General features: G+C 53.1%; 17 protein-coding genes. 2 read left to right on the top strand and 15 right to left on the bottom strand.

Annotated elements, in window-relative coordinates:
• Positions 1 to 4: 4 nt before the first annotated feature.
• From NSQ80_RS08245 to NSQ80_RS08235, 3 genes are all read right to left on the bottom strand, one after another.
• On the bottom strand, positions 5 to 1,540 hold the full coding sequence (locus NSQ80_RS08245) for an extracellular solute-binding protein (protein WP_260071411.1): 1,536 nt from the start codon (positions 1,538 to 1,540) through the stop codon (positions 5 to 7).
• Positions 1,541 to 1,646: 106 nt separating this feature from the next.
• Positions 1,647 to 2,561 (bottom strand): carbohydrate ABC transporter permease, encoded by a 915-nt coding sequence (locus NSQ80_RS08240; RefSeq protein ID WP_339302035.1) that lies wholly within the window; start codon positions 2,559 to 2,561, stop codon positions 1,647 to 1,649.
• Between the two features lie 19 nt (positions 2,562 to 2,580).
• The gene (locus NSQ80_RS08235) at positions 2,581 to 3,555 is read right to left on the bottom strand and encodes an ABC transporter permease subunit (RefSeq protein ID WP_339302034.1); all 975 of its coding nucleotides are present in this window, start codon (positions 3,553 to 3,555) and stop codon (positions 2,581 to 2,583) included.
• A gap of 326 nt (positions 3,556 to 3,881) precedes the next feature.
• On the opposite strand from NSQ80_RS08235, the gene NSQ80_RS08230 reads away from it, so the two are divergent.
• On the top strand, positions 3,882 to 4,211 hold the full coding sequence (locus NSQ80_RS08230) for a hypothetical protein (protein WP_009222869.1): 330 nt from the start codon (positions 3,882 to 3,884) through the stop codon (positions 4,209 to 4,211).
• 844 nt (positions 4,212 to 5,055) lie between these two features.
• Here the strand turns inward: NSQ80_RS08230 and NSQ80_RS08225 are convergent.
• Genes NSQ80_RS08225 through NSQ80_RS08205 form a run of 5 tightly spaced genes read right to left on the bottom strand, consistent with a single transcriptional unit; the run spans position 5,056 to position 10,546 of the window.
• Positions 5,056 to 6,651, bottom strand: a complete 1,596-nt coding sequence (locus tag NSQ80_RS08225; protein WP_339302033.1) for a response regulator — start codon at positions 6,649 to 6,651, stop codon at positions 5,056 to 5,058.
• A complete protein-coding gene (locus NSQ80_RS08220; protein WP_339302032.1) occupies positions 6,596 to 8,416 on the bottom strand; it encodes a sensor histidine kinase in 1,821 nt (606 codons plus the stop codon). Before NSQ80_RS08220 ends, NSQ80_RS08225 begins: the two co-directional genes overlap by 56 nt.
• Before the next feature lie 32 nt (positions 8,417 to 8,448).
• Complete coding sequence (locus NSQ80_RS08215; protein ID WP_260071416.1) at positions 8,449 to 10,017, bottom strand: extracellular solute-binding protein; 1,569 nt, start codon at positions 10,015 to 10,017, stop codon at positions 8,449 to 8,451.
• 44 nt (positions 10,018 to 10,061) lie between these two features.
• Complete coding sequence (locus NSQ80_RS08210) at positions 10,062 to 10,418, bottom strand: pyridoxamine 5'-phosphate oxidase family protein (RefSeq protein WP_339302031.1); 357 nt, start codon at positions 10,416 to 10,418, stop codon at positions 10,062 to 10,064.
• A complete protein-coding gene (locus tag NSQ80_RS08205) occupies positions 10,382 to 10,546 on the bottom strand; it encodes a hypothetical protein (protein WP_339302166.1) in 165 nt (54 codons plus the stop codon). Before NSQ80_RS08205 ends, NSQ80_RS08210 begins: the two co-directional genes overlap by 37 nt.
• Before the next feature lie 716 nt (positions 10,547 to 11,262).
• Here NSQ80_RS08205 and NSQ80_RS08200 point away from each other — a divergent pair.
• A complete protein-coding gene (locus NSQ80_RS08200) occupies positions 11,263 to 13,554 on the top strand; it encodes an Ig-like domain-containing protein (RefSeq protein ID WP_339302030.1) in 2,292 nt (763 codons plus the stop codon).
• A 13-nt stretch (positions 13,555 to 13,567) separates the two neighbouring features.
• Here NSQ80_RS08200 and NSQ80_RS08195 read toward each other — a convergent pair whose 3' ends face one another.
• From NSQ80_RS08195 to NSQ80_RS08165, 7 genes are all read right to left on the bottom strand, one after another.
• Positions 13,568 to 14,557, bottom strand: coding sequence for a dihydrodipicolinate synthase family protein (locus tag NSQ80_RS08195; protein ID WP_339302029.1), 990 nt, complete (start codon positions 14,555 to 14,557; stop codon positions 13,568 to 13,570).
• Positions 14,541 to 15,851 (bottom strand): hypothetical protein, encoded by a 1,311-nt coding sequence (locus tag NSQ80_RS08190; RefSeq protein WP_339302028.1) that lies wholly within the window; start codon positions 15,849 to 15,851, stop codon positions 14,541 to 14,543. Before NSQ80_RS08190 ends, NSQ80_RS08195 begins: the two co-directional genes overlap by 17 nt.
• Positions 15,852 to 15,940: 89 nt before the next feature.
• The gene (locus NSQ80_RS08185; protein WP_260071277.1) at positions 15,941 to 17,263 is read right to left on the bottom strand and encodes a transcriptional regulator; all 1,323 of its coding nucleotides are present in this window, start codon (positions 17,261 to 17,263) and stop codon (positions 15,941 to 15,943) included.
• Positions 17,260 to 18,096, bottom strand: coding sequence for a sugar phosphate isomerase/epimerase family protein (locus tag NSQ80_RS08180; protein WP_260071278.1), 837 nt, complete (start codon positions 18,094 to 18,096; stop codon positions 17,260 to 17,262). The genes NSQ80_RS08185 and NSQ80_RS08180 overlap by 4 nt, the downstream gene beginning before the upstream one ends.
• Positions 18,086 to 19,078, bottom strand: a complete 993-nt coding sequence (locus tag NSQ80_RS08175) for a Gfo/Idh/MocA family oxidoreductase (RefSeq protein ID WP_339302027.1) — start codon at positions 19,076 to 19,078, stop codon at positions 18,086 to 18,088. Before NSQ80_RS08175 ends, NSQ80_RS08180 begins: the two co-directional genes overlap by 11 nt.
• 49 nt (positions 19,079 to 19,127) lie before the next feature.
• On the bottom strand, positions 19,128 to 19,943 hold the full coding sequence (locus tag NSQ80_RS08170; protein ID WP_260071280.1) for a carbohydrate ABC transporter permease: 816 nt from the start codon (positions 19,941 to 19,943) through the stop codon (positions 19,128 to 19,130).
• Positions 19,940 to 20,911, bottom strand: a complete 972-nt coding sequence (locus tag NSQ80_RS08165; RefSeq protein WP_260071281.1) for a sugar ABC transporter permease — start codon at positions 20,909 to 20,911, stop codon at positions 19,940 to 19,942. Before NSQ80_RS08165 ends, NSQ80_RS08170 begins: the two co-directional genes overlap by 4 nt.
• Positions 20,912 to 20,918: the final 7 nt, after the last annotated feature.

The following is a 20,918-nucleotide window of genomic DNA, read 5'->3' as shown; positions in this document are numbered from 1 at the left end:
TGGCTTATTTCGTTGACTGGAACCATTCGTTCGCCGCAGCAACCATGTCGGCTCCGCCTTCCGCTCTCCATTGCGCCAGGAATTGGTCGTATTGCTCAATCGGCTTCGCACCGGAAATAAACTGCAGCACATTATCATCTAGCATGGTCGTCAGCTTCAGCAGATTTTTGGACACGGCTTCAATTGGCGGCGCGGTAGACATCGGGTCTACGACAACCAGACCTTCCGCATTTTTCTGGAACGCTTCAAAATGTGCCTGAAGCACCGGATCCTTCCGCACGCGGGCTTGCCAGTAGATCGGATATTTCTCTTCGTCCACGCCGGTCAGGAAGTTGCTCGCATTGTTTAACTGTTCATTAAAGATCGGGAGAATCGGGTAATATTTGTCGTCCTTCACTTCATAATGAACCCCTTCTTGACCAAGCGCGATCCCTTTGAAAGTCTCCGGCTCCAGCTTCGCATTCAGGAAATCCATCGCCGCTTCTTTATGCTTGGAGGATTTCAGAATGCCGATGTACCACGTCACATTTGCTTTTGCGCCAACGACAGCTTTTCCGTCCGGTCCTTTCAGATAAGGAACGATCGACGTCTTGGCCTCAGGGAAGTTCTTCTGCAACGCCGCGATCGCAGATCCCGCATTCCACCACGCCAACTTATACATCGCTGCTTTGCCGCCGGAAAACTTCTCGATCGATTCCTGAGCGGTATTCAGCGGTGTTTCGGTGTCCAATAATCCTTCCTTATACAATTTGTTCATGAAGGTAATGTATTCTTTCATCTCCGGCTGTTCCGCCCGGTGCACCAGCTTGCCGTCGACTTCCTTCCAATCGGTAAGCACGCCAAAGGTGGCCGCAATATCGCCGTAAATGGAGTCCTTGCTCATCGTCAGCGGGATGACATTTTTCTTCTCCTTGATCGTCTTGAGCACCGTGTAGAGTTCATCGCGGTTCGTTGGGATGGACAAGCCCAGCTCATCCAGCCAATCCTGGCGAACGACCAGCTCTTCACCGATGCTCACGCCCGCACCAGTTTCGGGAATCCCGTAAATCTTCCCGTTGATCGTGGCGCTGGCGAAAGACTCGGGCTTGATCGACTGTGTAATATAGTTCCCATGGGCCTCCAGCAGCTCATCCATCGGCTCGAGCGCCCCCGCCGAAGCCAGATTGTAGAACTGGGCGGCATTCAGCTTGGCGATGTCATAATTTTCTTTACTGGATACCATCAAGTTCAGCTTCTCATCGGCGTTCTCCGCCGGCAGCAATTCGTATTCCACATGAAACCCGGTTCGTTCCTCGATGTATTTCGCCACGTATTCGGTCTTCGGATCAAACAACCCGTATTGCATGATCATCCGCAAATCCGGTTTGTCTGTGCTTCCCCCGCTGTTATTTCCTTCTGTTGATGCGTTGGTCGTCCCCCCCGAAGGCTCAGTCGCATCAGGCTCTGACGTTCCTCCTCCGCCGCCGCAACCGGACAGCACCAGGGCAAAGCCAAAGATGGCGGTAAGTACCACTGACGTTTTTTTCATTTTTAAATTCATATATACCCTCCTTCAAATCGGTTGATTTTGGGTTTCTACTGGGGTTCTACTGCAAGCGGAGCACATCACCTCCCTTCAGATGCAGCCTTAACCGATCCATGCCGCCTCAGCCTTTCACTGAACCAACCAGCACGCCTTTAACGAAGTATTTTTGCAAGAAAGGATACACGAGCAGAATCGGAATGGTCGCCAGCAAAATGGAAGAAGCTTGGATCGACTGCGGGGTAGTGTTAATGGCCGCATCGATGTTATCTTTCAGGAAGTCCCCGCTGGAGGAGACGAGCAGCTCCTTCAAATACAGCTGCATCGGCTTAATGGCCGGATCGCTGATGTAGATCATGGCGGTGAAGTAGTCGTTCCAGAACGCCACGGCAAAAAACAATCCAATCGTAGCAAGCACCGGCAGCGACAAGGGGAGCATGACCGACATGAGAATCCGGATATTCCCCGCCCCGTCCAGTTTGGCCGATTCCTCCAGTTCTTCCGGAAGGCCTTCAAAGTAGTTTTTAATAATCAGCATGTTGTAGACGTTTACCATCGCCGGGAGGAATAAGACGGGAAAGGAATTGACCAGGTTCAGGTTCTGCATCAGCAGGTAGGTGGGAATTAACCCGCCGCTGAACAACATGGTAAAAACGAAAATCAACAAGATCCCTTTTCGTCCGCGCAGCCGTACTTTAGACAAGGGATAAGCCGTGAGCGTCGTCAGAAACAAACTGCATGCTGTCCCGATCACCGTCAGGGCGACGGACACCTTGAGCGAATTGAGAAACATGGAGTCTTGAAGCACATAGTGATATGTCTCAAATTGAAGCCCTACCGGCAGCAACCCCACTCTTCCTGAGATCACGGCGCTTTCGCTGCTTAAGGACTTGGCAAGCAAATTGACGAACGGAAGCAAGGTCGTCAGGCCCAACAGAATAAAGAAAACGTAATTAAAAACGGTAAAACATTTTTCGGAAAACGAGGTTTTGATCACACCGCGCGGCTGCAATCCTTCTAAGGCCTGTTTATGATCCATGTCATGGGCTCCCCCTTTCCTACCAAATCCCGCGCTGCAGATATTTGCGGCTGGCTGCGTTCCCTGCAATGACCAGCGTGAAGGAGATCACTGCCTCAAACAGCCCTACCGCCGTGGAAAAGCTGTAATCCTGACTGCCCAGCCCTCGGCGGTACACATACGTGCCGATGACATCTGACACCTGATAGACCACAGGATTGTACATCACCAAGATCTGTTCCGTTCCGGCTTCCAGCACGCTGCCGAGCCGCAAGATAAACATCAGGATGATGACCGGCGCGATCCCCGGCAGGGTAATATGCCACAGTTGCTTCCATCTGCCGGCTCCATCCATCCTTGCGGCTTCATAGAGCATCGGATCGATGGTGGTGAACGCCGCCAGATAGACGATCGTACTCCAGCCGGTTTCCTTCCAGCCCGCCGAAGTGATCAGGACGCTGCGAAACACGCTGTTGTCCAGAAAGAAAGCGATCGGTTCCATCCCCATCGCAGTTAGCGCCTTGTTGACAATCCCTCCGTTCGTCGATAGTAAATCCATAAACAACCCGCCAACGATCACCCAAGACAGGAAATGAGGCAGATAGATCACGGTTTGCACCGTCCGCTTGAAGATCATATTTCGCATCTCATTGAGCATCAGAGCAACCACGATAGGTAATGGAAACAAGACGACAATCTTCAGAAAGCTGATGATGACCGTATTTCTGAATACTTGGGCAAAATCCGGCGACGTAAACAGCCGCTCGAAATGCTTCCACCCTACCCAAGGGCTGTCTGCAAAACCGCTGAAAATATTAAAATCCTTGAAGGCGATCGTAATTCCGTACATTGGTGTATACTTAAACAGCAAAATAAACAAAATGCCCGGCACGAGCATGAGATAGAGATCCCATTCCTTCCGGATGTCAAGTCCTAACCGCCTCCAATAGCTTCGCTTCACTTGAGGTGTTTTGGTTTGGGTCGATTCCACCCCGGCTCTGGTCTTTACTTGCATCCGCTTGCCCCCTTTCGCTCTCCATCGTCCACTTGTGACCATCTTGTGAACATATTGTAAAATCCGACCGGCGGGCTGAATAGGAGAGTTCAATTACTATTTGTGGTAAAATGATGGCTTCTGAGTCTTTCATGGGCAAAAAAAAAGAAGCCTTGCGGCTTCCATTAGTGTGGAGCATATATTTAATTTCACGGTTTGGCCTAGGTTATACATAATAGCCTCGTAAAGAAAATCTAGTATTTGATTCGCTCATCGGATTTGTAAGTGAAAGCAATAAAAGTCAGTAACTCGAATTCCGAAAGAATATTATGAATAAGGGGACCTGTATGAACGATTTTTCGCAACATAATAAACCAATCGTAGTGACTTTATGTGGTTCAACAAAGTTCAAAAAACAATTCCGTGAGGCAGAAGCTAATTTGACCCTAAAAGGCAGAATTGTACTTAGTCTTGGTTTTTTCGAGCAAAGCGATAATATCGAAGTAACCGAAGAACAAGTTAAACTCTTTGAATATCTTCACTATCACAAAATCGATATGTCAGACGAAATCTTCGTGATCAATGTCAATGGATACATTGGTGAAAGCACAAGAAGAGAAATTGATTATGCTACCCAACAGGGCAAAGAAGTAATCTATCTTGAGCCAATTACATAAAGTAAACCTATGAACTTCAAAATCTGAATCGGTCTACTTAGGGTGAATTATTATCTATGACGTAACGTAAGAGTTAAGCACACTTGTCAGCTGTTTCTGCCCAGCGTCGGCATGCTCCCTGCGTGTTCATATCTCGCTAACGCTTGCCCTGGTGCTTATTTCGGGAAAATCGGGGGGGTTCAGTTTCTAACGCTTGCCAGAGAGCTTATTCACGGAAAAACCGCCCCTGTTCCGCCGAAAATCGGGAAATAAGCTTTCTGATCAGCGTTAGATTTCAAACCACGTCGAAAAGACCCAAATAGCGTTGCTCACAAGCGTTAGAACTGAAACTGCGGTTGCAGACCTGAAATACAGCTGTTTCGGTAAGCTCGCTCCGTGCTCATTTCCTACCCAGGTCCGACACAGCCAGCTGCCCGGTAAGCTCTCTCCGTGCTCATGTCTCGCTAACGCTTGTCACGGCGCTTATTTCGGGAAAATCGGGGGAGTTCAGTTTCTAACGCTTGCCAGAGAGCTTATTCACGGAAAACCGCCTCTGTTCCGCCGAAAATCAAGAAATAAGCTTTCTGATCAGCGTTAGATTTCAAACCACGTCGAAAAGACCCAAATAGCGTTACTCACAAGCGTTAGAACTGAACTACTGTCGCGAACCCGAAACACCCAGCACCTAACCACCAGCACCACACCACATTTACGTACCCAACAGCAGCTCCACGCACCAAGTGGTCCCCAACATCCTGCCACCGCCCTTGCATCAGACTTCTAACAACTGGTACCCAGCACCACACATCCCCCGCCCCAAGCCAGGCACAGCCCGGAGTCGGGCCAAGCCGAAGCTTAACCTAAACTAACCCTTACACTCCCCGGGGTTTACTCCCCAGTACTTGCGGAACACCTTGGTGAAGTAACTGACATCCCGGTAACCCACTGAACGCGCGGCATCATAGACCTTGTGCCCTTCCTGCAGCAGCGCCTTGGCTCGCTCCATCTTGCGCTCGAGGACGTAATCTGAAAAGGCTACTCCCATCTCCTGCTTGAACAGCCGGCTGAGGTAAGAGGAGTTGATATATATGCGATCCGCTACCATGTGCAGTGTCAGTTCCTGATCCATTTCCTCGTTCACCAGACGAAGGACCTCCTTCACCACCTGGTGGCTGCTCGCTTTCCGCTGCTCCTTCACGTAGGCTATGATGCGTTGCACGATTCTCGTCAGCAGCGCCCAAGTTTGCGTTTGGGTGCTCAGCAGACTCACATTCTGGATATACTTCGCCTCGTCGCCAAGCACCTGCTTGGTCGTCCACCCCCGCTTTTGAATCATCCGGGCAAACAAGCCAAGCACAAAAAGCACCGCCTCGTGAAAATCGTCCGAGGACGCCATTCTCGAAACCAGCGCATCCCATATCCCCTGCAAAGCTGTCATCGCCTTGGACTCATCTGCGGTCTCCAGCCCGATCTCCAGCTCCTTCTCCAGATGGGGCTCGATCGCAAAAGGCCGAACGGTCTCCCCGGCGGTTTCACGATATGGGATCACTAAGTCATGCCCGTACACAACTCGCTCCTGCAGGGCATGACAAGCCTGCCGGTACAAGGATGACAGGTCCTCCAACGGACCAACCGCCGCACTAAGGCCCGCACTGGCAGTCCGTTGCAGCACTTCCTTGGTTCGCGAGAGCAGCTGGGACAAGTCCGCATTCATGCGCAGCAACGCTTCGCTCGCATCGGCCTCGGGGCCAATCACGTAGACCATCATCAGATTCATGTCTGAGTTGGCGGCGATCCACCAATCCGGTGGAGTTAGCAGCTCCTTGGCCAGCAGCTGGAGTGTAAACTTCTGAATTTCCGTCGTCTCTTCCTCCTTCGGGGAAGGGTCCAGTTCCACCGCCGCAACCGCAATCCGATCCTCCCGATGCAGCGGAACGTGCAGTTCATGGCTTTTCGCCAGAATTTCCTCCCGTCCCATCTTGCCGCCCGCCCACTGAAGGAAGAACAGATTTTGCAAATGCGGCAGGTTGGACCACCACTGCTTCTCCAAAGCGGCCTGCCGCCGCCACTCTTCGAGATCCTGTTGCAGCTGGCGTCTGGCATCCAAGACCGCTTCCAAGATCTCCGCCTCGCCTGCCGGCTTCAGTAAATACCGTGAAACCCCATGCTTAAGCGCAATCTGGGCAAATTCAAAATTGTCGTGTCCGCTTAAAATAATGATTTTCATCAACCGGTTGAGTATGCCCCGACCTTTAAGCTCCCGCAATAACTCCAATCCGTCCATGCCCGGCATTTGCACGTCGATCAGCATGAGATCCGGCTTCTTGCGCTCCATGAGCCTAAGCGCATCCAAACCGTTTGCTGCGGTACCAATCATGTCGATCCCGTGCGACTCCCACATGATATTATAGGCTAGCGCTTGCCGCAGCCGGGGCTCGTCCTCCACGATCATCAGATTCATCCTGTCCCTCCTTTAATGGAATCGATAACGTAACGGTTGTTCCTTCCCCCGGAGCGCTTTGTACGGTCAGCCGTGCCTCCGGTCCGTAGTACAGCTTCATCCGGCTCAGCACATTCCGCAGGCCAAATAAATCTTTCACCTGCTCTTCATCCTGTGAATAGGCCACGATCTTGCGGAGATCCATCCGGTCAAGCTCCTGTTGAATGTAGCGAAGCCGTTCTTCCTCAATCCCCGGCCCATTGTCCTCCACGCGGATGTGAAGCGTATGCTCCTGTTCCACCCAACTGGAGATAACTAAATAACCGCCCACTTCCTTTCCCTCCATCCCATGGATGATGGCATTCTCCACAATCGGCTGCAGCAGCAGCTTGAGCAGCGGAATCCGCTTGCTTTGCTCCGAAATCCGGTATTCCACTTGGAAGTTATCCATGAAGCGAAGCTGCTGAATCCGTAAATAATAGTTCAAGTGAGCGATGCTCTCCTCGACCGTAAACTCCTGCCGTCCTTTGTTCAGGCTCAGCCGGAAAAAGCTGGAGAGATTCATTACCATCTCACTGATTTCCTCCGCATCGTAATTCTTAGCCATCCAGTAAATCGAATCCAGCGTGTTATATAAAAAATGCGGGTTGATCTGCGACTGCAGAAACCGGAGTTCGGTTGTTTTCAGCCGCAGTTGCTGCTCGTAATGGTCCTCGATTAAATGCTTCTGTACCAGGGCCATGCGATTAAAAGATTGAATCAAAAAACCGAATTCATCCTTCCGGTTCGTGCGGACATGTGCGTTAAGCTCGCCGTTACTTAAGCGCCTCATCCCCTTGGCCAATTTCAGTACGGGGGAGGCAATTCCGCTATAAACCACCCAGGAAACGATCAGTGCCAGAATTAAGCTCAGCCCAATAATTGAAAAAGTAAACAGCCGCAGTTGATCCGTCTCCCGGTACAGCTCGCTTTTTGGCTGAACCAATGTCAGCTGCCAGGGCGAATAGGAGGAATCGATGGTGACGGTCATATCCTGATCCGGCAGATGCATCGCCGAAGGCTTGCCCGCTTCCAGCAGCACTTCCCCCCGTTCATTCGACAGGACGATCCGGCTGTTTTCGGAAGGCAGCAGCGTTTTAATAATGTTTAATAATTTGTTCTTGCTGAACGACACGACCAATAAATTGGCTTGCCGATTGCTGTTATACAAATCCATCGCTCTTAGCAGCGAGATACTGTCGGAGTTCGTTAATTGCCCAAAGGTCACTTCGTCCGTCACGGCATAATCGGCCTTAACGTAAGAAATCCCTGTCCCGTTGCGGCGGGCAGTTTCCACAAACCATTCCTTCTGCGCGTCCCCGGCCAGTTGCTTGCCTCCGTAATGGGTGGAGATCAGCATCCCCGAGGCGGGATGATAGACGGAAATTTGTGAGATATACCGGTTCACTGAGACCGAATTCGACAACTGTTCCAAAATGGAAGAGAACGCCAAGATGGATTGCGGCGAAAAATCGCTGCCGCTTTCGTTCAGCAGCGCATTCATTGCCGGGTCGCCGGCGATCAGCGTCGAAATCTCCTCGACGTTCTGAAAGACCAAGTCGAAATGGTTCATTGCCGAGGAGAGGGCCGTTTCGGTCCGCTGCACCGCCTGATCATAGAGAATATCCCGCGACCGCTCCACCGCAAACAGACTGATCAAGACCAGCGGAAGCAAAATGAGAATAAAATATCCGGTCAACCGGAATTGAATATGGTGCGAAAACCGGTTCACAATCCATCGAATCACCGTATTCCCCCTTCCAAGCCGAGAAGCTTGCCTTATCTCCTGTTCTCGCTTTCGTACCAGCGATTCACTTCTTTCGTAATTTCACTCCCTCCTGCCGCCTTCCACTGCTCGACATACCGGTCGAACGCATCCAACGGTTCGATGCCTAAAATAATTTTGACAAATACGTCCCCCAATCGATTTAGATTTTCGTTGTATTTTCCCATGGCTGGGGTCGGAATTCCGTAAAACGCGTTCGGCATAATATTGCGGTGGATGGTCTGGATATTGTTATACAGGTTAAAATCCCCCAGAGAATCCAGCCGCTGCTTAAACAACGTCTCATCGGGAACGTCCACCAAGGACTGATAGATCCCGCGGTACAGACTCTCGTCATGCAGAGCGAAGTCCGTCACAATCCGATCCCCTTCCCGCCGCCAAATTTCATTCTCAAAGCCAAGCTTCAACGTTTTATAATCGCTGGCGATAAAGTCCAGCAGTTGAATGACCTCAGCCGCATGCGGCGAACTGGCAGGGATCACGTTGTATCCACGGATGACATCGATCCCGTATACCCCTTTGTCCCCCTTTGGTCCTGTCGGATATTCTAAGGGAATCCAGCGGGCGTTCGGGTCGCGTTTCATATTGGCCGCAATCGGGCCGCGTGTATCGTACCAGGTTGCGGAGAACAGCCCCACCTTCCCGTACTCGATCTTCTCAGACAGGTTCGTCTGAAGGTTTAACGGAAACTCCCGTTCCAGCAATCCTTCTTGATACAACCGGGCCAGAAAGCCAAGCGCTTCCTTCGTTTCCGGCAGGATATTGCCATATACTAACCGTCCGTCCCGTTCAAACCAGGTATCCAGCTGCGTTCCGAAGGCGCCAAAAAACGGTGAGGACCGTCCAAGGTTGGCCGTGAACGTCAAACCCACGGTATCCTGCAGACCGTTGCCGTCCGGGTCGTCCTGAGCAAAGGCACGAATCACCTCGTAATACTCATCCAGCGAGTTCGGCGGATCCAGGCCCAGCCGGTCCAACCAATCTTTTCGCGCGTACATCAATTCGATGCCCGTCACTTCATTTAAGCTGGGAACGGCATAAATTTTGCCGCCGTATTTCACTCTGTCCCATACTTCAGAGGGGATTTTCGCTTTCAGGTGGGGGCCGTACTGATCAATAAGATCATCCAACGGCAGGAGCGCCCCTTGCTTGACATAATTGTCGAACCATACAGGCTCATAGGCGTGCAGCATGTCGGGGAGATTCCCCGAGGACATGATGACATCCAATTTCTCATCATAGACCTCGGTGGGGGGCGTATTGACCTGGACGTCCAGGCCGGTTTGCTCTTCGATATAGTTCAAATAGCGGTTATCGTTCTCGTCCATGCCTTCGGGGAAGGTCATGCCGAGGTTGGAGATGACGATGCTAACCACAGGACGATCCCGCCCATCGCCAGACGGAGAGGGGCTTTCAGAAAGATCGGTGAATCTACACCCCGTTACACTAATGGACAGCACAATGGATAAAGGAAGCAAGCAAGCGGCCCAACGGCAGGGACGGATTCGTGATCTTGTTGTTTTCGATTTCCCTTTCCATGTATCGGTCTGATTCATCGACATGTCATTACCGCTCCCTTCATCTGGTTCGTGAAAGCATGACTTGATCAATACAACCGGTTCTTATAGCTGTCCTGCAACGATTGTTCAATTTCCTGTTGCGATTTGCCCAGCTTCTTCGTATGTTCAGCCAGAATCGCTGCCGGGTTTGGCAAAGCATCCTTCAATAACCACGTGTTTGTCTCCCATACCTGCGATCTCATGAATGCTTTGGCACAATGGATGTAACATTCCTCGACCTGCACGCCAATTCCAAGTAACGGCACCTTGTTTTTGGCTTTCATTCGCTCCATCAGCTTCGGATCCTTGACGATGCATGCACGTCCATTAATGCGCAACGTTTCTTTCAACCCGGGGATGACAAAGATCAGCCCAATCTGCGGGTTTTCCAAAATATTGTCCAAAGAGTCAAACCGTTTGTACCCGGCCGTTCAGGAATGACCAAATGCTGGTCGTCCAAGACCAATACGAAGCCAGCCTCATCCCCTCGCGGAGAAACATCGCAATTGCCCGCAGCATCACTCGTCGCCATAAATAGCAATGGGGACTTTGAGATAAAATCGCGGATATGATCATCTAAGCGCGGGACCGCTTTATGGTTTACCAGTTCATTAGGTACCCGCATAGCGCATGGATTCCTGTTTGGAGCGGATGGTTTCTTGAAATATCGTTGGATTCATTGGTGTCCTCCCTGTTCTGCAAACCCTGGGCTTGTTTTCTCTTAACGAAATTATACACACTCTCGTGCGGGGAAATTGTCGAATGTTGAAAATTAATCTTTTTGAGGTAAATCATTTTAGTTCATGTTAGATTCGGGAGGAATAGATCAATCCTTTATTAGGAAGGAACATCATGGAGTCTAAAGTTGAAAAGCTCCCCCGGTATCGCATCGTTCGGTCCCGGAAACGTTCAAGTGATGGAGCAGATCGTTGGGGCGTGGAGTGGAACTTGCTAAATCATTTACTTCTCCTAAAATATAGCACCTCCTTAATCTGTGTGAGTTTTTTTCTATTCTTCGTTTTTGCTTATTTTTAGGAGAATCAAAGAATAGCAAGCGAATTGAAATTACTAATCATGAAGCGCCTCGTGAATAGAGGCGTCTTTCTGTTCTTCTGCGGCAACCTCTCTGTTGTGAACTGGACAAGCCTTCTTTTTCGGACGATTTACGGAACTATTCACTTATTTGTAAAGCGTTTACAATGGTAAAAAATGTCTCATCATTTTAAAGAAGGAAGTGAGGAGATCAAGATGTTTGCGTTATTTGCTAAGCAAAAAAGGTTTGTTAAGCTGTTCGCCGCTCTTTGCATCGCTTCTCTACTTCCGCTTTATCCGCTTGGCTCCCTACCAACGGTCTCAGCTGCTTCCCTCGTAACGATTGACACCCCTGCCCACGGAGATGAAGTGGAAGTAGGAACGCTCACCGTATCAGGCCAATACACGGAGGCGTACAACATCGTCCTGATCGTCAATGGCACCGATCAACTGCCAACCCGGATCAACAGCGAACAAGGCGAGGCCTCGGGCGTATGGGTTGCTGAACTGGATACCAGCCGGTATGATGGCGAGATTACGTTGCTGGCCAGAGGGACCCAAAGCACAACCCGATACGGGGTATCGAGTCAGCCCATTACAGTCCACGTCGATAATCCCCAGATCGCAAAACCTCACGTCACGATCACGAACCCGCTTGACGGGGCGAAGCTGAAAGGAAACTCCACCTCAATTCAAGTCAGCGTCAATTCCAGAAACCGCATCCGATCGGTTGAAGTGAGGATGAACGGCGGAGTCTGGCAACCCGCGAAAAAGACCGGAAACGTCTACAAATATGTCTGGAATACGAAAGGGCTCGGCGACAAAACCTCCAGTCTGGAAGCCCGAGCTACCGACGAATATGGCAATATCGGCCGCAGTATGACCGTCTATGCCTCCACAGGCAAAGGAACCCACGAGCCAATCACGCTGGAAAGACAAGATCGAGCGATGTGGATCTGGGAAAAAGCTGCCTACAACCTCTTTCTGAACCCCGGCTCCCGATCCGCGCTCAAAGCCCTTGCCGACGACACGGCGACGTTTGATTCCGACCCCATCACAACCTTCTATATCGGCGTGTTCCCTTACGGCGGGGTGGATATCCTTGAAGAGTCCCCCGACAAGGTACGCGATTTTGTACGCTGGGCCCATGATAACGGCTATCAGGTGCACGCCTGCATCGCCGGCGGCACGACGCCGCCCTACATGGGAGCTTTGTCGCCGTTTCATGAACATGCCGTACGAGAAATTGAGAGAATCATCAATTACAATATCGCTGCTGCGCCAGAAGAACGCTTTGATGGCGTTAACGTAGATATCGAACCGTACATCCTGCCGGAGTTTAATGCGGAGAAGCCTTCCGTTCAACTGCAATACCTGGATGTGCTGCAAAAAATGATCGATCGCCGGAACACCGCCGGCATTGGCCTGCCCTTTGGCCCGGCGATTCCCCGCTGGTTTGACAGCAGCGAAGGCGCCAAAGAGATTACATGGAACGGGCAAACCAAATGGCTCTCCGAGCATGTTCAGGATCTCAGCGATTATATCTCGATTATGGACTATCGCGACGTAGCGGATGGCGGAGTCGGCATCATTGCCCAAGCGCAAGGCGAGCTCAGCTACGCCAATGCCATCGGCAAGCCCAATTCGGTGGTCATTGGCGTGGAAACGCTGGATATCGCAAACAGCGGTGATCCGGAAACGATCACGTTCCGCGAAGAAGGGCGCACGTATATGGAGGCCGAGCTGGATAAGGTGTATGCGGCGTTCCAGGACGATCCCGCCTTCGCCGGCATCGCCATGCATCACTACGACTCGATCCGCTGGCTGCCATCCATCTGGGGCCCGGGCGGCTACCTGTGGCGCGTGGATCCCGCAGATACGGAGCCGCCTTCTGCCCTGCCGGGTCCGCCGCTGGTCACAAGCATTGACGACCACACGATACAATTAAGCTACGGGCGGGCGACGGACAATTCCGACATCGAGCATTATTTGATTTATCGCGGAACGGAACCGGACTTTACGCCGGATGAGGCCCATGTGGCCGGAAGCTCCCGCAATTTGACGTATATGGACACGGGGTTGCTGCCGAATACAACTTATTACTATAAGGTCGCGTCCGCGGACATCAGCGGCAATATCGGGCCGGCCACCACGCCGGCGGTATCCGCCACGACGGCAGCCTCCTATACCGATCTGCGGCCGATGATCGTTGGCGGAATGAACGTGACCTATGACGGCACACGGGCCGTCGTCCAACTGCAAGTTGTCGATCTGGAAACCGGCGAAGGCGTGCCTGCCACGGTTTACGGACGGTTTACGCAGAGCGGAGGCCGCTACATCGAAATGGTGACCGATGCGGACGGCATCGCCAGCGGTTCGTCCGAGGCGCTGTCCTTCCCGTCCGGGGAAGTTGGGTTTCTGCCGCAGCGGATCGTGGCCCCCGGCTACTACTGGGCTTCGGCCTATGACCTAGACCGCTACATCACCGCCGTTTGGCCGCAGGACTAACCGCAGGCATGGTTTAATACAACCGATACCTTTGAATGGCCCGGTGAAGAGAGGTGATCTCTTGCCGGGTCATCTCGTATCCGGCGAGGTCATTTGCCGCCTCCTCCGGGATCACACCGGACAATACGAGACACCAAAGCATGCGCAAAATATACTTATCCATCGGGCGGAAAAACGTTCGTTCCGCATAGCCGTCCACCCGGGCGGATAACTCCATAAACCGCTCGAAGTCCCCCGATGCATACGCCTGCATCAAATCATGCTGGATGTTCGGATATGCAGCACCCAACCCCACTAAAGCGCCGCGAGCCCCTCGCATCAAGGAGTAGCCAAACATCCGGTCCTCCCCTGTGAGCAGCAGCTGCTCCGGGAACTCTTCAGACATTAGCGCGGATACGTCCTGCAGCGTCATGACGCTGTCGAGCGTCGCCAGTTTGATTCCTGCCGTCATGTCCAGAGACAGCAAGGCCCGCAATACCTCAGCGGAATAGCCAATCCCCCCGGCCTCGTCATACAAATAAAATAAAATGAGCGGGACGCCTAACCTCGATAATTCGCGATGATATTCTACGATAGCTTCATCCTGTTCTGCGTCCGGGAGCTCCCGGAACAGCGAAGGCGGAAAAACAAGCAGCGCATCCGCTCCCCCCTGGATCGCATCGGCTGCCATGGCCAAGCTGTCCTGCTGCCATTGGCTGATCTTCGCAGAGCCCAGCCGCCGGGGATCGGTAAGCGCGCCAACGCCGGCAACCAGCAGCTTAGACGCTCCAAGCGCGGATTTCCACTGCTTCAACACCGCCATTCGCTCGAAACGTTCCATATGTAAGCCGCGTCCTGTATGTGCCCAAACGGCCACCCCGGCAATCGATTGCTCCGCAAGATACCCGGCGTAAGCTTCCTGCGCCTGCAGGTGAATTCGCCCCTCGCGGTTTCGCGGCACCGGAACGGCGGGTATAAGCCCCCATTCCAGGGCTTGTCTAACCTCATTAACATTGGCGTTCATGAATCATCCCCCTTAGGAAGAAATCACGTCCCTGTTTTTGATACCAGGTGGTCACGTCGCGGAAAGCAGCGATTCCTTCCCGATATCCGATCTCCCCGGTCTCTCTTAAATGAAGCATCCAAGTCACCAACCCGTTCTCCGGATGAAAATACAGCTCATGCAACGCCCGCTGCGTCTTGCTCCCGCGGGTCATGCCATACGCGCTGGAGGGGAGTTGGAATAAGGTGTGCATCTGCAAGCTTGTCGCACCGCGCAGCGCGTATTCCAAGGCCATCTTGCCGGAGCGAACATCCCCTGTCCCCGAAATGACCGGAACCGGAGCTGATAGTTTTCCTTGCAGCTCCAGCCTGCGTAATCGGGATAGCATGCACAGATTCCGCCGGCTTAGATCGGGCCCGCCGTAGGCAGCCCCGCCTCCCCCGGAATCCAGACGCGTGCGGTCATATAATCGGTTGGCATAAATCAGGTAATCCGGCCGAGCCTCGCCTTCCTCAATCAACGTCCGGATCGTTTGAAGCTGGAAGTCATCATCAAACACCGTATTCATCAGCTTGATGCCCAGCAGAATTTCGCCCGGCGGCAAAGCCGATCGGATCAGCTTAGGCACCTCGCGATACCACCGCAGAATTGCCTCCTGCTGCATCGCCCGGTCCGAGCCGGCCAGGGTTGGGCTAAAATCTTTTTCCAATTGAAGCGGCCCCGCTTCTCCGGCTTGCTGCCATACCTGAGCCAAGCTCTGCGTGCTGTAGTGATATTCCTCCAACGCGAAATCGTCGTCCCCTGCCGGCAAATGATATTTGCAGGAGGGCACGACAACGGTTCCCCATTCCCGTCCAATTTGCAGGGAGGCGGAGACAAAGCGCAAGTATTCTGCAAAAGTCCCATGCCAACCTCGTCCGTTCCAGGTCACGTTCCAACCGGTTTCGCCCGTTTCCTTCCCTACGATGGGCTCCACCTTCATCCGTGTATCCTTGATGGCCCAAGCCTCCATCGAACGCTGGCCTTGTCCGTTTTCCGCGATCACCGTCTTAAGGACGACAAACCCCAAGCCCGTCTGCGCATCGGTACGGACTTGGGAATCATTCAGCGACAGCTGACCGGCGGCTTTCCCAAACGGGTTCTTGATCGGGGCCGGTCCATAATTCGAGGATACGTCGATGCCATATTCCGCCAACAGGTATGCCTCAACCCGGTCCGGAAGACCGGTATGCCGGAACCGTTCGTAGTCGCGACGGATTCGCGCCTCATCGCTGGGGCGGATGTTGGGCACGGCGGGCAGTATCAGGCGGTCCATCGGCTTCATCCCCTTTGCATCGTGTATATCCCCAATTGTATGCCGACCGAGCGCCCGTTTTATCCGTCGAAACACCTATTTTTGCCCCGTCAAAAAAATCCGTCGATATGCAGCGCATATATCTGCCTTGGACGACCGCGGCCCACCGGCTGCTCCTCCCCAACGATCGTGGCCAGTTCGTATTTCTCCAGCGCGGCCATAATCCGCCGGGCACTGCGCAGCGTAATCCCAAACCCTTCGGCCAGCTGGGCGGCGGTTAAGGTGGAGCTGTCCAACCTTCGACACAGGGAAATCAAGCGGTTGAGCGTCCCGACACTTAACCCGGCCTTCTTGGCCATCGAGATCAGTTCGGGATCTTCGCTGCGCGCCGAATATTTTAGCGTCAGCTCCGACCCCATTGGCCCGTAGACCTGCCCGTCCTGCATCATCAGAAAGCAGTTACCGCCTCCGCTCGTTTTGGCTTTCAGGAGCGCCTCGCGGGCCTTCCCTTCCGCCTCATTTGCCGTTCGACCTAACCCGATCCCGATGCTCGCCTTCCACTGCAGCCGTTCCATCACTTCCAGCAGCAGCGGGGCCTGTTCAAATTTGCGGGTCACTTGTTCAATGATTCCGCGTGTTGTAATGAAGGAGACCTCATTGGAGTCCGTCCAATTAATCAAGGATTGGGTCTCTTCGCCAAAGTCGATCAGGATTTGCTGGAGGATGATTTTTTTGCGTTGAATTTCGTAATCGGAAGCCGCCTCCTTCACCACCCGCTCAAAGTGGTCGATACTCAAAATGCCGATGGCCATTTGGTTGCTGGATAACCGCAGGCTCTTCCCCTCAAGTAACGCCCGGTTCAAGGCGTCTCGAATCGCGGATTGCGTAGGGACGACGCGAAAGGCCGGAACGCCAAGCTCAACTAGCTGCTGGTATACCGAAGTGAGGCAAGTGACGGTGGCATGAACGAGTCCGCGGCTCCACAAATCATAGTGAAAGGCGACCAAATCTTCATGATGGATTCCGGTACTGTAGGGTTTGACATAAATTTTCCGATGCATCAGCCCCAGCTCGCCGAGCTGCTCTTCCAGTTCATGCAGTAAGAGCACGTCCGCACTGATGCGTATTTCCTCCTCCAAATCGAACAGGCGACTCCGATAAAAATCAAACAATACCTTATACAACGCCGTCCCGGAATATTGCACATGCAGCATCGGAACGCCAGGCTCACGATCCAGCGCCAGATGATAGGGGATCGGTCCCGTAAATAACAAGATGTCCGCCTGCTCCCGAACGCGGGCGACAACCCCTAACGTTTCCTGCTCATGCGAATAGGGAGTCGGGATCATCGTGAGCTCCTGAAACAAGCTGCCCACTTCTACGACCTTATCCACCAGGTCGCTTGGACCGATTACCGCGACATTCAGATTCACGGACGTTTTGCACCTCCGCCGGAGAATTGATTTGCCACTTCGAGATAGGACAACCGCGTTAACTCCAAGACCTGATCGCCAAAATATTCAAACGAGACGAATCCGCCATACTCCAGCTCCACCAACTTTTGCAGAATTGTACGCTGGTCGCTGTCTCCCTGCAGCACGGGAACGGGAACGCTTTGAGCCCAGTCGTGGTGGTTCCATTTGTAGTTTTTGACATGAACGTGCGTGATTCGGGGATAGAACTTCAGCAACGCCGGTAACGGGTCCAGCTGATCCACGAAAAAATTAAACCCGTCGAAAATCAGCTCCACCGAGGGTCCCCCGAGCTCCAGCAGTGCTGCGAGGCTCTCCTCCGTATCAGCTAGCGTATTGTTGTGCATTTCGACGGCCAGGCGAATGCCAAACTGCGCGCAAACCTCCGACGCCGCACACAACCCGGATTGAACTTGCTCCCATAACGCAGAGTTCGCCTCACGGGAAGGCAGATGTCCGGCGAACGTGCGAACCCTTGGGCAGTCCAGCTCTGCCGCCCAGTGGGCTGCCCTTTGGATGTGCTGGAGATCCTGCTCCCAATCTTCTTTGCTTTTGGAAAAAGCAGCATACGTGCTGATCGCCGGTACTTCAAGCTGGTGCGCGGTGAGTTGCTGCCTTAACTCCGCAAGCGAGCCGCCGCTGTCCAGATACGCCTCGATATGGCCGTCCCACAGCTCAACGCCATGAAGCTGCAGCTGGGTTGCTGCTTCCAGCACTTTTTCGAGGATCATCCCTTTGAGTCCGGTGGAGCAGATGCTGAATTTCATCGCGGGGGTTCTTGGGTTATTTAACAACCTGCTCCGCCCCCTCCTCCTGCGAACGGTACACCGCCTCCAGAACAGAAATCACGGACTTGGCGTATTCGCCGGAGCACTCCGGCTCGGTGTGATGCTCGATCGTATCCAGCAGATCATCAAGCTGTGCGGCAAAAGGTTCTTCGGCCTCTTGAGCCTGGAATTCCTCTGCCGGCTCGTATTGCCCATCACGGCTGATCCATAGTCCCTGGTGCGAAACCAGCCTGGCCATTCCGCCGGTAAAAATCAGCTCCGTCTCATCTTTCGCCACACCGGGATAGCCAGATTGAACAATCACTGCACCGATGCCGCCTTCCGTTTCCGCCAGGACCACACCGCTGCCCTCCACATTACCGATCGGCGCTTCGTAGCTTAGGACCGCCTTAACCTTGGTCACCCGGCTGCCGGTGAGCCATTGGATTTTGTCGATCGAGTGGGCGCCCAAATTCATCAGGATGCCGCCGCCCGCCTTCTCCTTCTCCAGGAACCAACGCGGCCGGTCCTCTTCGAAGTAGGCTTTATGCCGGGTGTCGTGAATCGCCACCAGCTTGCCCAGCCGGCCGCTTCCGATTAAGGCTTTCGCTTGCCGGTTCTCCGGCAAATAATGCTGCGTGTGCCCGACCATCAATGTGACGCCCGCTTCCCTCACCGCGTTCAGAATGACGTCGCAGGACGCCGAGCTTAAAGCCATCGGCTTCTCCAGCAGCAGATGGCTGCCGTTTGCCGCGCAGAAGACGGCACATTCCTCGTGCAGATGGTGCGGCAACGCAATAATGGCGATGTCCGGCTGTTCCTGAATGATCATCTCCCGATAGTCGTCGTACCATCTCAAGCCATATTCCGTAGCCACCACCCGCCCCTTCGCCTCATCCGGCTCCGCCACCGCCACCGCGGTCAGCCGCTCCGGCCCCAACTGCCGGATCGCGTCCAAATGATGGCGCGAAATGCCGCCAGCCCCGATCAATGCAACCCGGTAACGCATAAGCTCCCTCCTTTTCCGTGAATTGCTGCCTTGGCAGAAATCCGCTGCCTTATTTAATACCCGCGGAATTGCTCCCTTGCACAAAATACTTCTCCGCAAACAAGAACACGAGCAGGATCGGAATCAGACTCATCAACGCGGCGGCGACCATATATTGTTCATTACCCGACCATTGGCCGGCCATAGACAAGATGCCAATCGGCAGCGTAAAGTTTTCCTTCGAGGTTAAGAAGATGGCGGGGGACAAAATCTCGTTCCATTTTGTCATAAATGTAAATACCGCCAGCGTCGCGAAGGTAGGCTTACACATCGGTATAAAGATCCGCCAATAAATCTGCATCGGATTGCAGCCGTCCAGCCGGGCCGACTCCTCATAATCCCGGGGGATGCCCAGAAAGGCTTGCCGCATCAGAAAAATACCAAACGGCTGAGCCAACCATTCGATGAGCCAGAGCGGCGTCAACGTGTCGAGCAAGTGCAGCGACTTGAAGATCACGAATTGCGGAATGATCAGTACGACCGGCGGAATCATCATCGTACCGAGAACGACGAGGAACAGGGTGTTTTTGAACGGAAACTTGAGCCGGGCAAACGCAAACGCCACCATGGAGCAGGAAATCAATGCGCCAATCACCGACAGCACCGTGATGATGACACTGTTCATCGTATACTGGCCAAACGAACCGAGCTTCCACACTTCGGCATAATTGCTCCACTGCACCGGCGAAGGCAGCCATTCCGGCGGAAATTTGGTGTATTGGGCATAGCTTTTCAAGGAGTTAAACACCGTTGTGAGAAAAGGCAAAAACATAATCAGCGAGCTGCAAATGATGACGATGTAACCGGCGATTTTTTTCTTCTTCATTCGTAATGCACCCACTTTTTCTGCAGCGTCATTTGGACGACCGTCAGCAAGAACAGGATCACGAACAGCACCCAGGCGATGGCGGAAGCATACCCCATGCGCAGGAACGAGAAGCCCTCCTGATACAAGTAAATCATCAGCACCAGGCTCGCTTTGTTAGGCCCGCCTGCGGACGAAGCGTCCATCGCCCCGCCGGTCATGACGTAGATTTGCTCAAACGCCTGGAACGTTGAGATCGTACTCATGATCAGCACAAGGAAGGTGGTGCTCGAAATGAGCGGTACCGTAATCCTGCGAAACTTCTGGATCGTCCCCGCACCGTCGATTTCAGCCGCCTCGTATACCTCGGAGGAGACGTTTTGCAGTCCGGCCAAATAGATCACCATAATGTACCCGATGCCCTTCCACACCGCGATGAGCACGAGCAGCGGAATGACGAGATGTTCGTCCTGGAGCCATTTTTGCGGACTTAGGCCGATCGATTGCAGCAGTGAATTGGCAAACCCAAACCGCGGGTTGAACACCGCATCCGATACGTACATAATGACCGTCCAGGAGGAGATGACCGGCAAAAAATGCGCCAGCCGGAACAGCTTTAATGCCCGCAGCTTCTGGTTTAACGCCACCGCCAGGACGAGGGCGAAAAAGGTTTGTAGCGGCACGAACAAGATCGTGAAATAGACGGTGTTCCACAGCGCTTTCCAGAAAACCGGCTCGTTCAGCAGTTTGGTGTAGTTGTCCAATCCGGTCCATTTCGGCGGATTCAGGATGTCATACTCGGAGAAGCTGAAATACAAGGAGGCCAGCAGCGAACCTAGTACAAACACGAGAAAATGAATGATATAGGGGGTCACCATCAGGAGCCCCCATTTGCCGTCGTTATGCAAGCGACTTCGTCTTCGGCGAATCGGAGGAGACTCGACCTGAGTCACGTCTCCCGTCCGAAGTTCCACCGATTTTTCAACCATGTTCATC

This window comes from Paenibacillus sp. FSL K6-2441, from assembly GCF_037964765.1.
Lineage (GTDB): Bacteria > Bacillota > Bacilli > Paenibacillales > Paenibacillaceae > Fontibacillus > Fontibacillus phoenicis.
Note: the sequence above shows the minus strand (reverse complement) of the source record. Positions and strands in the feature narration are given on the sequence as shown.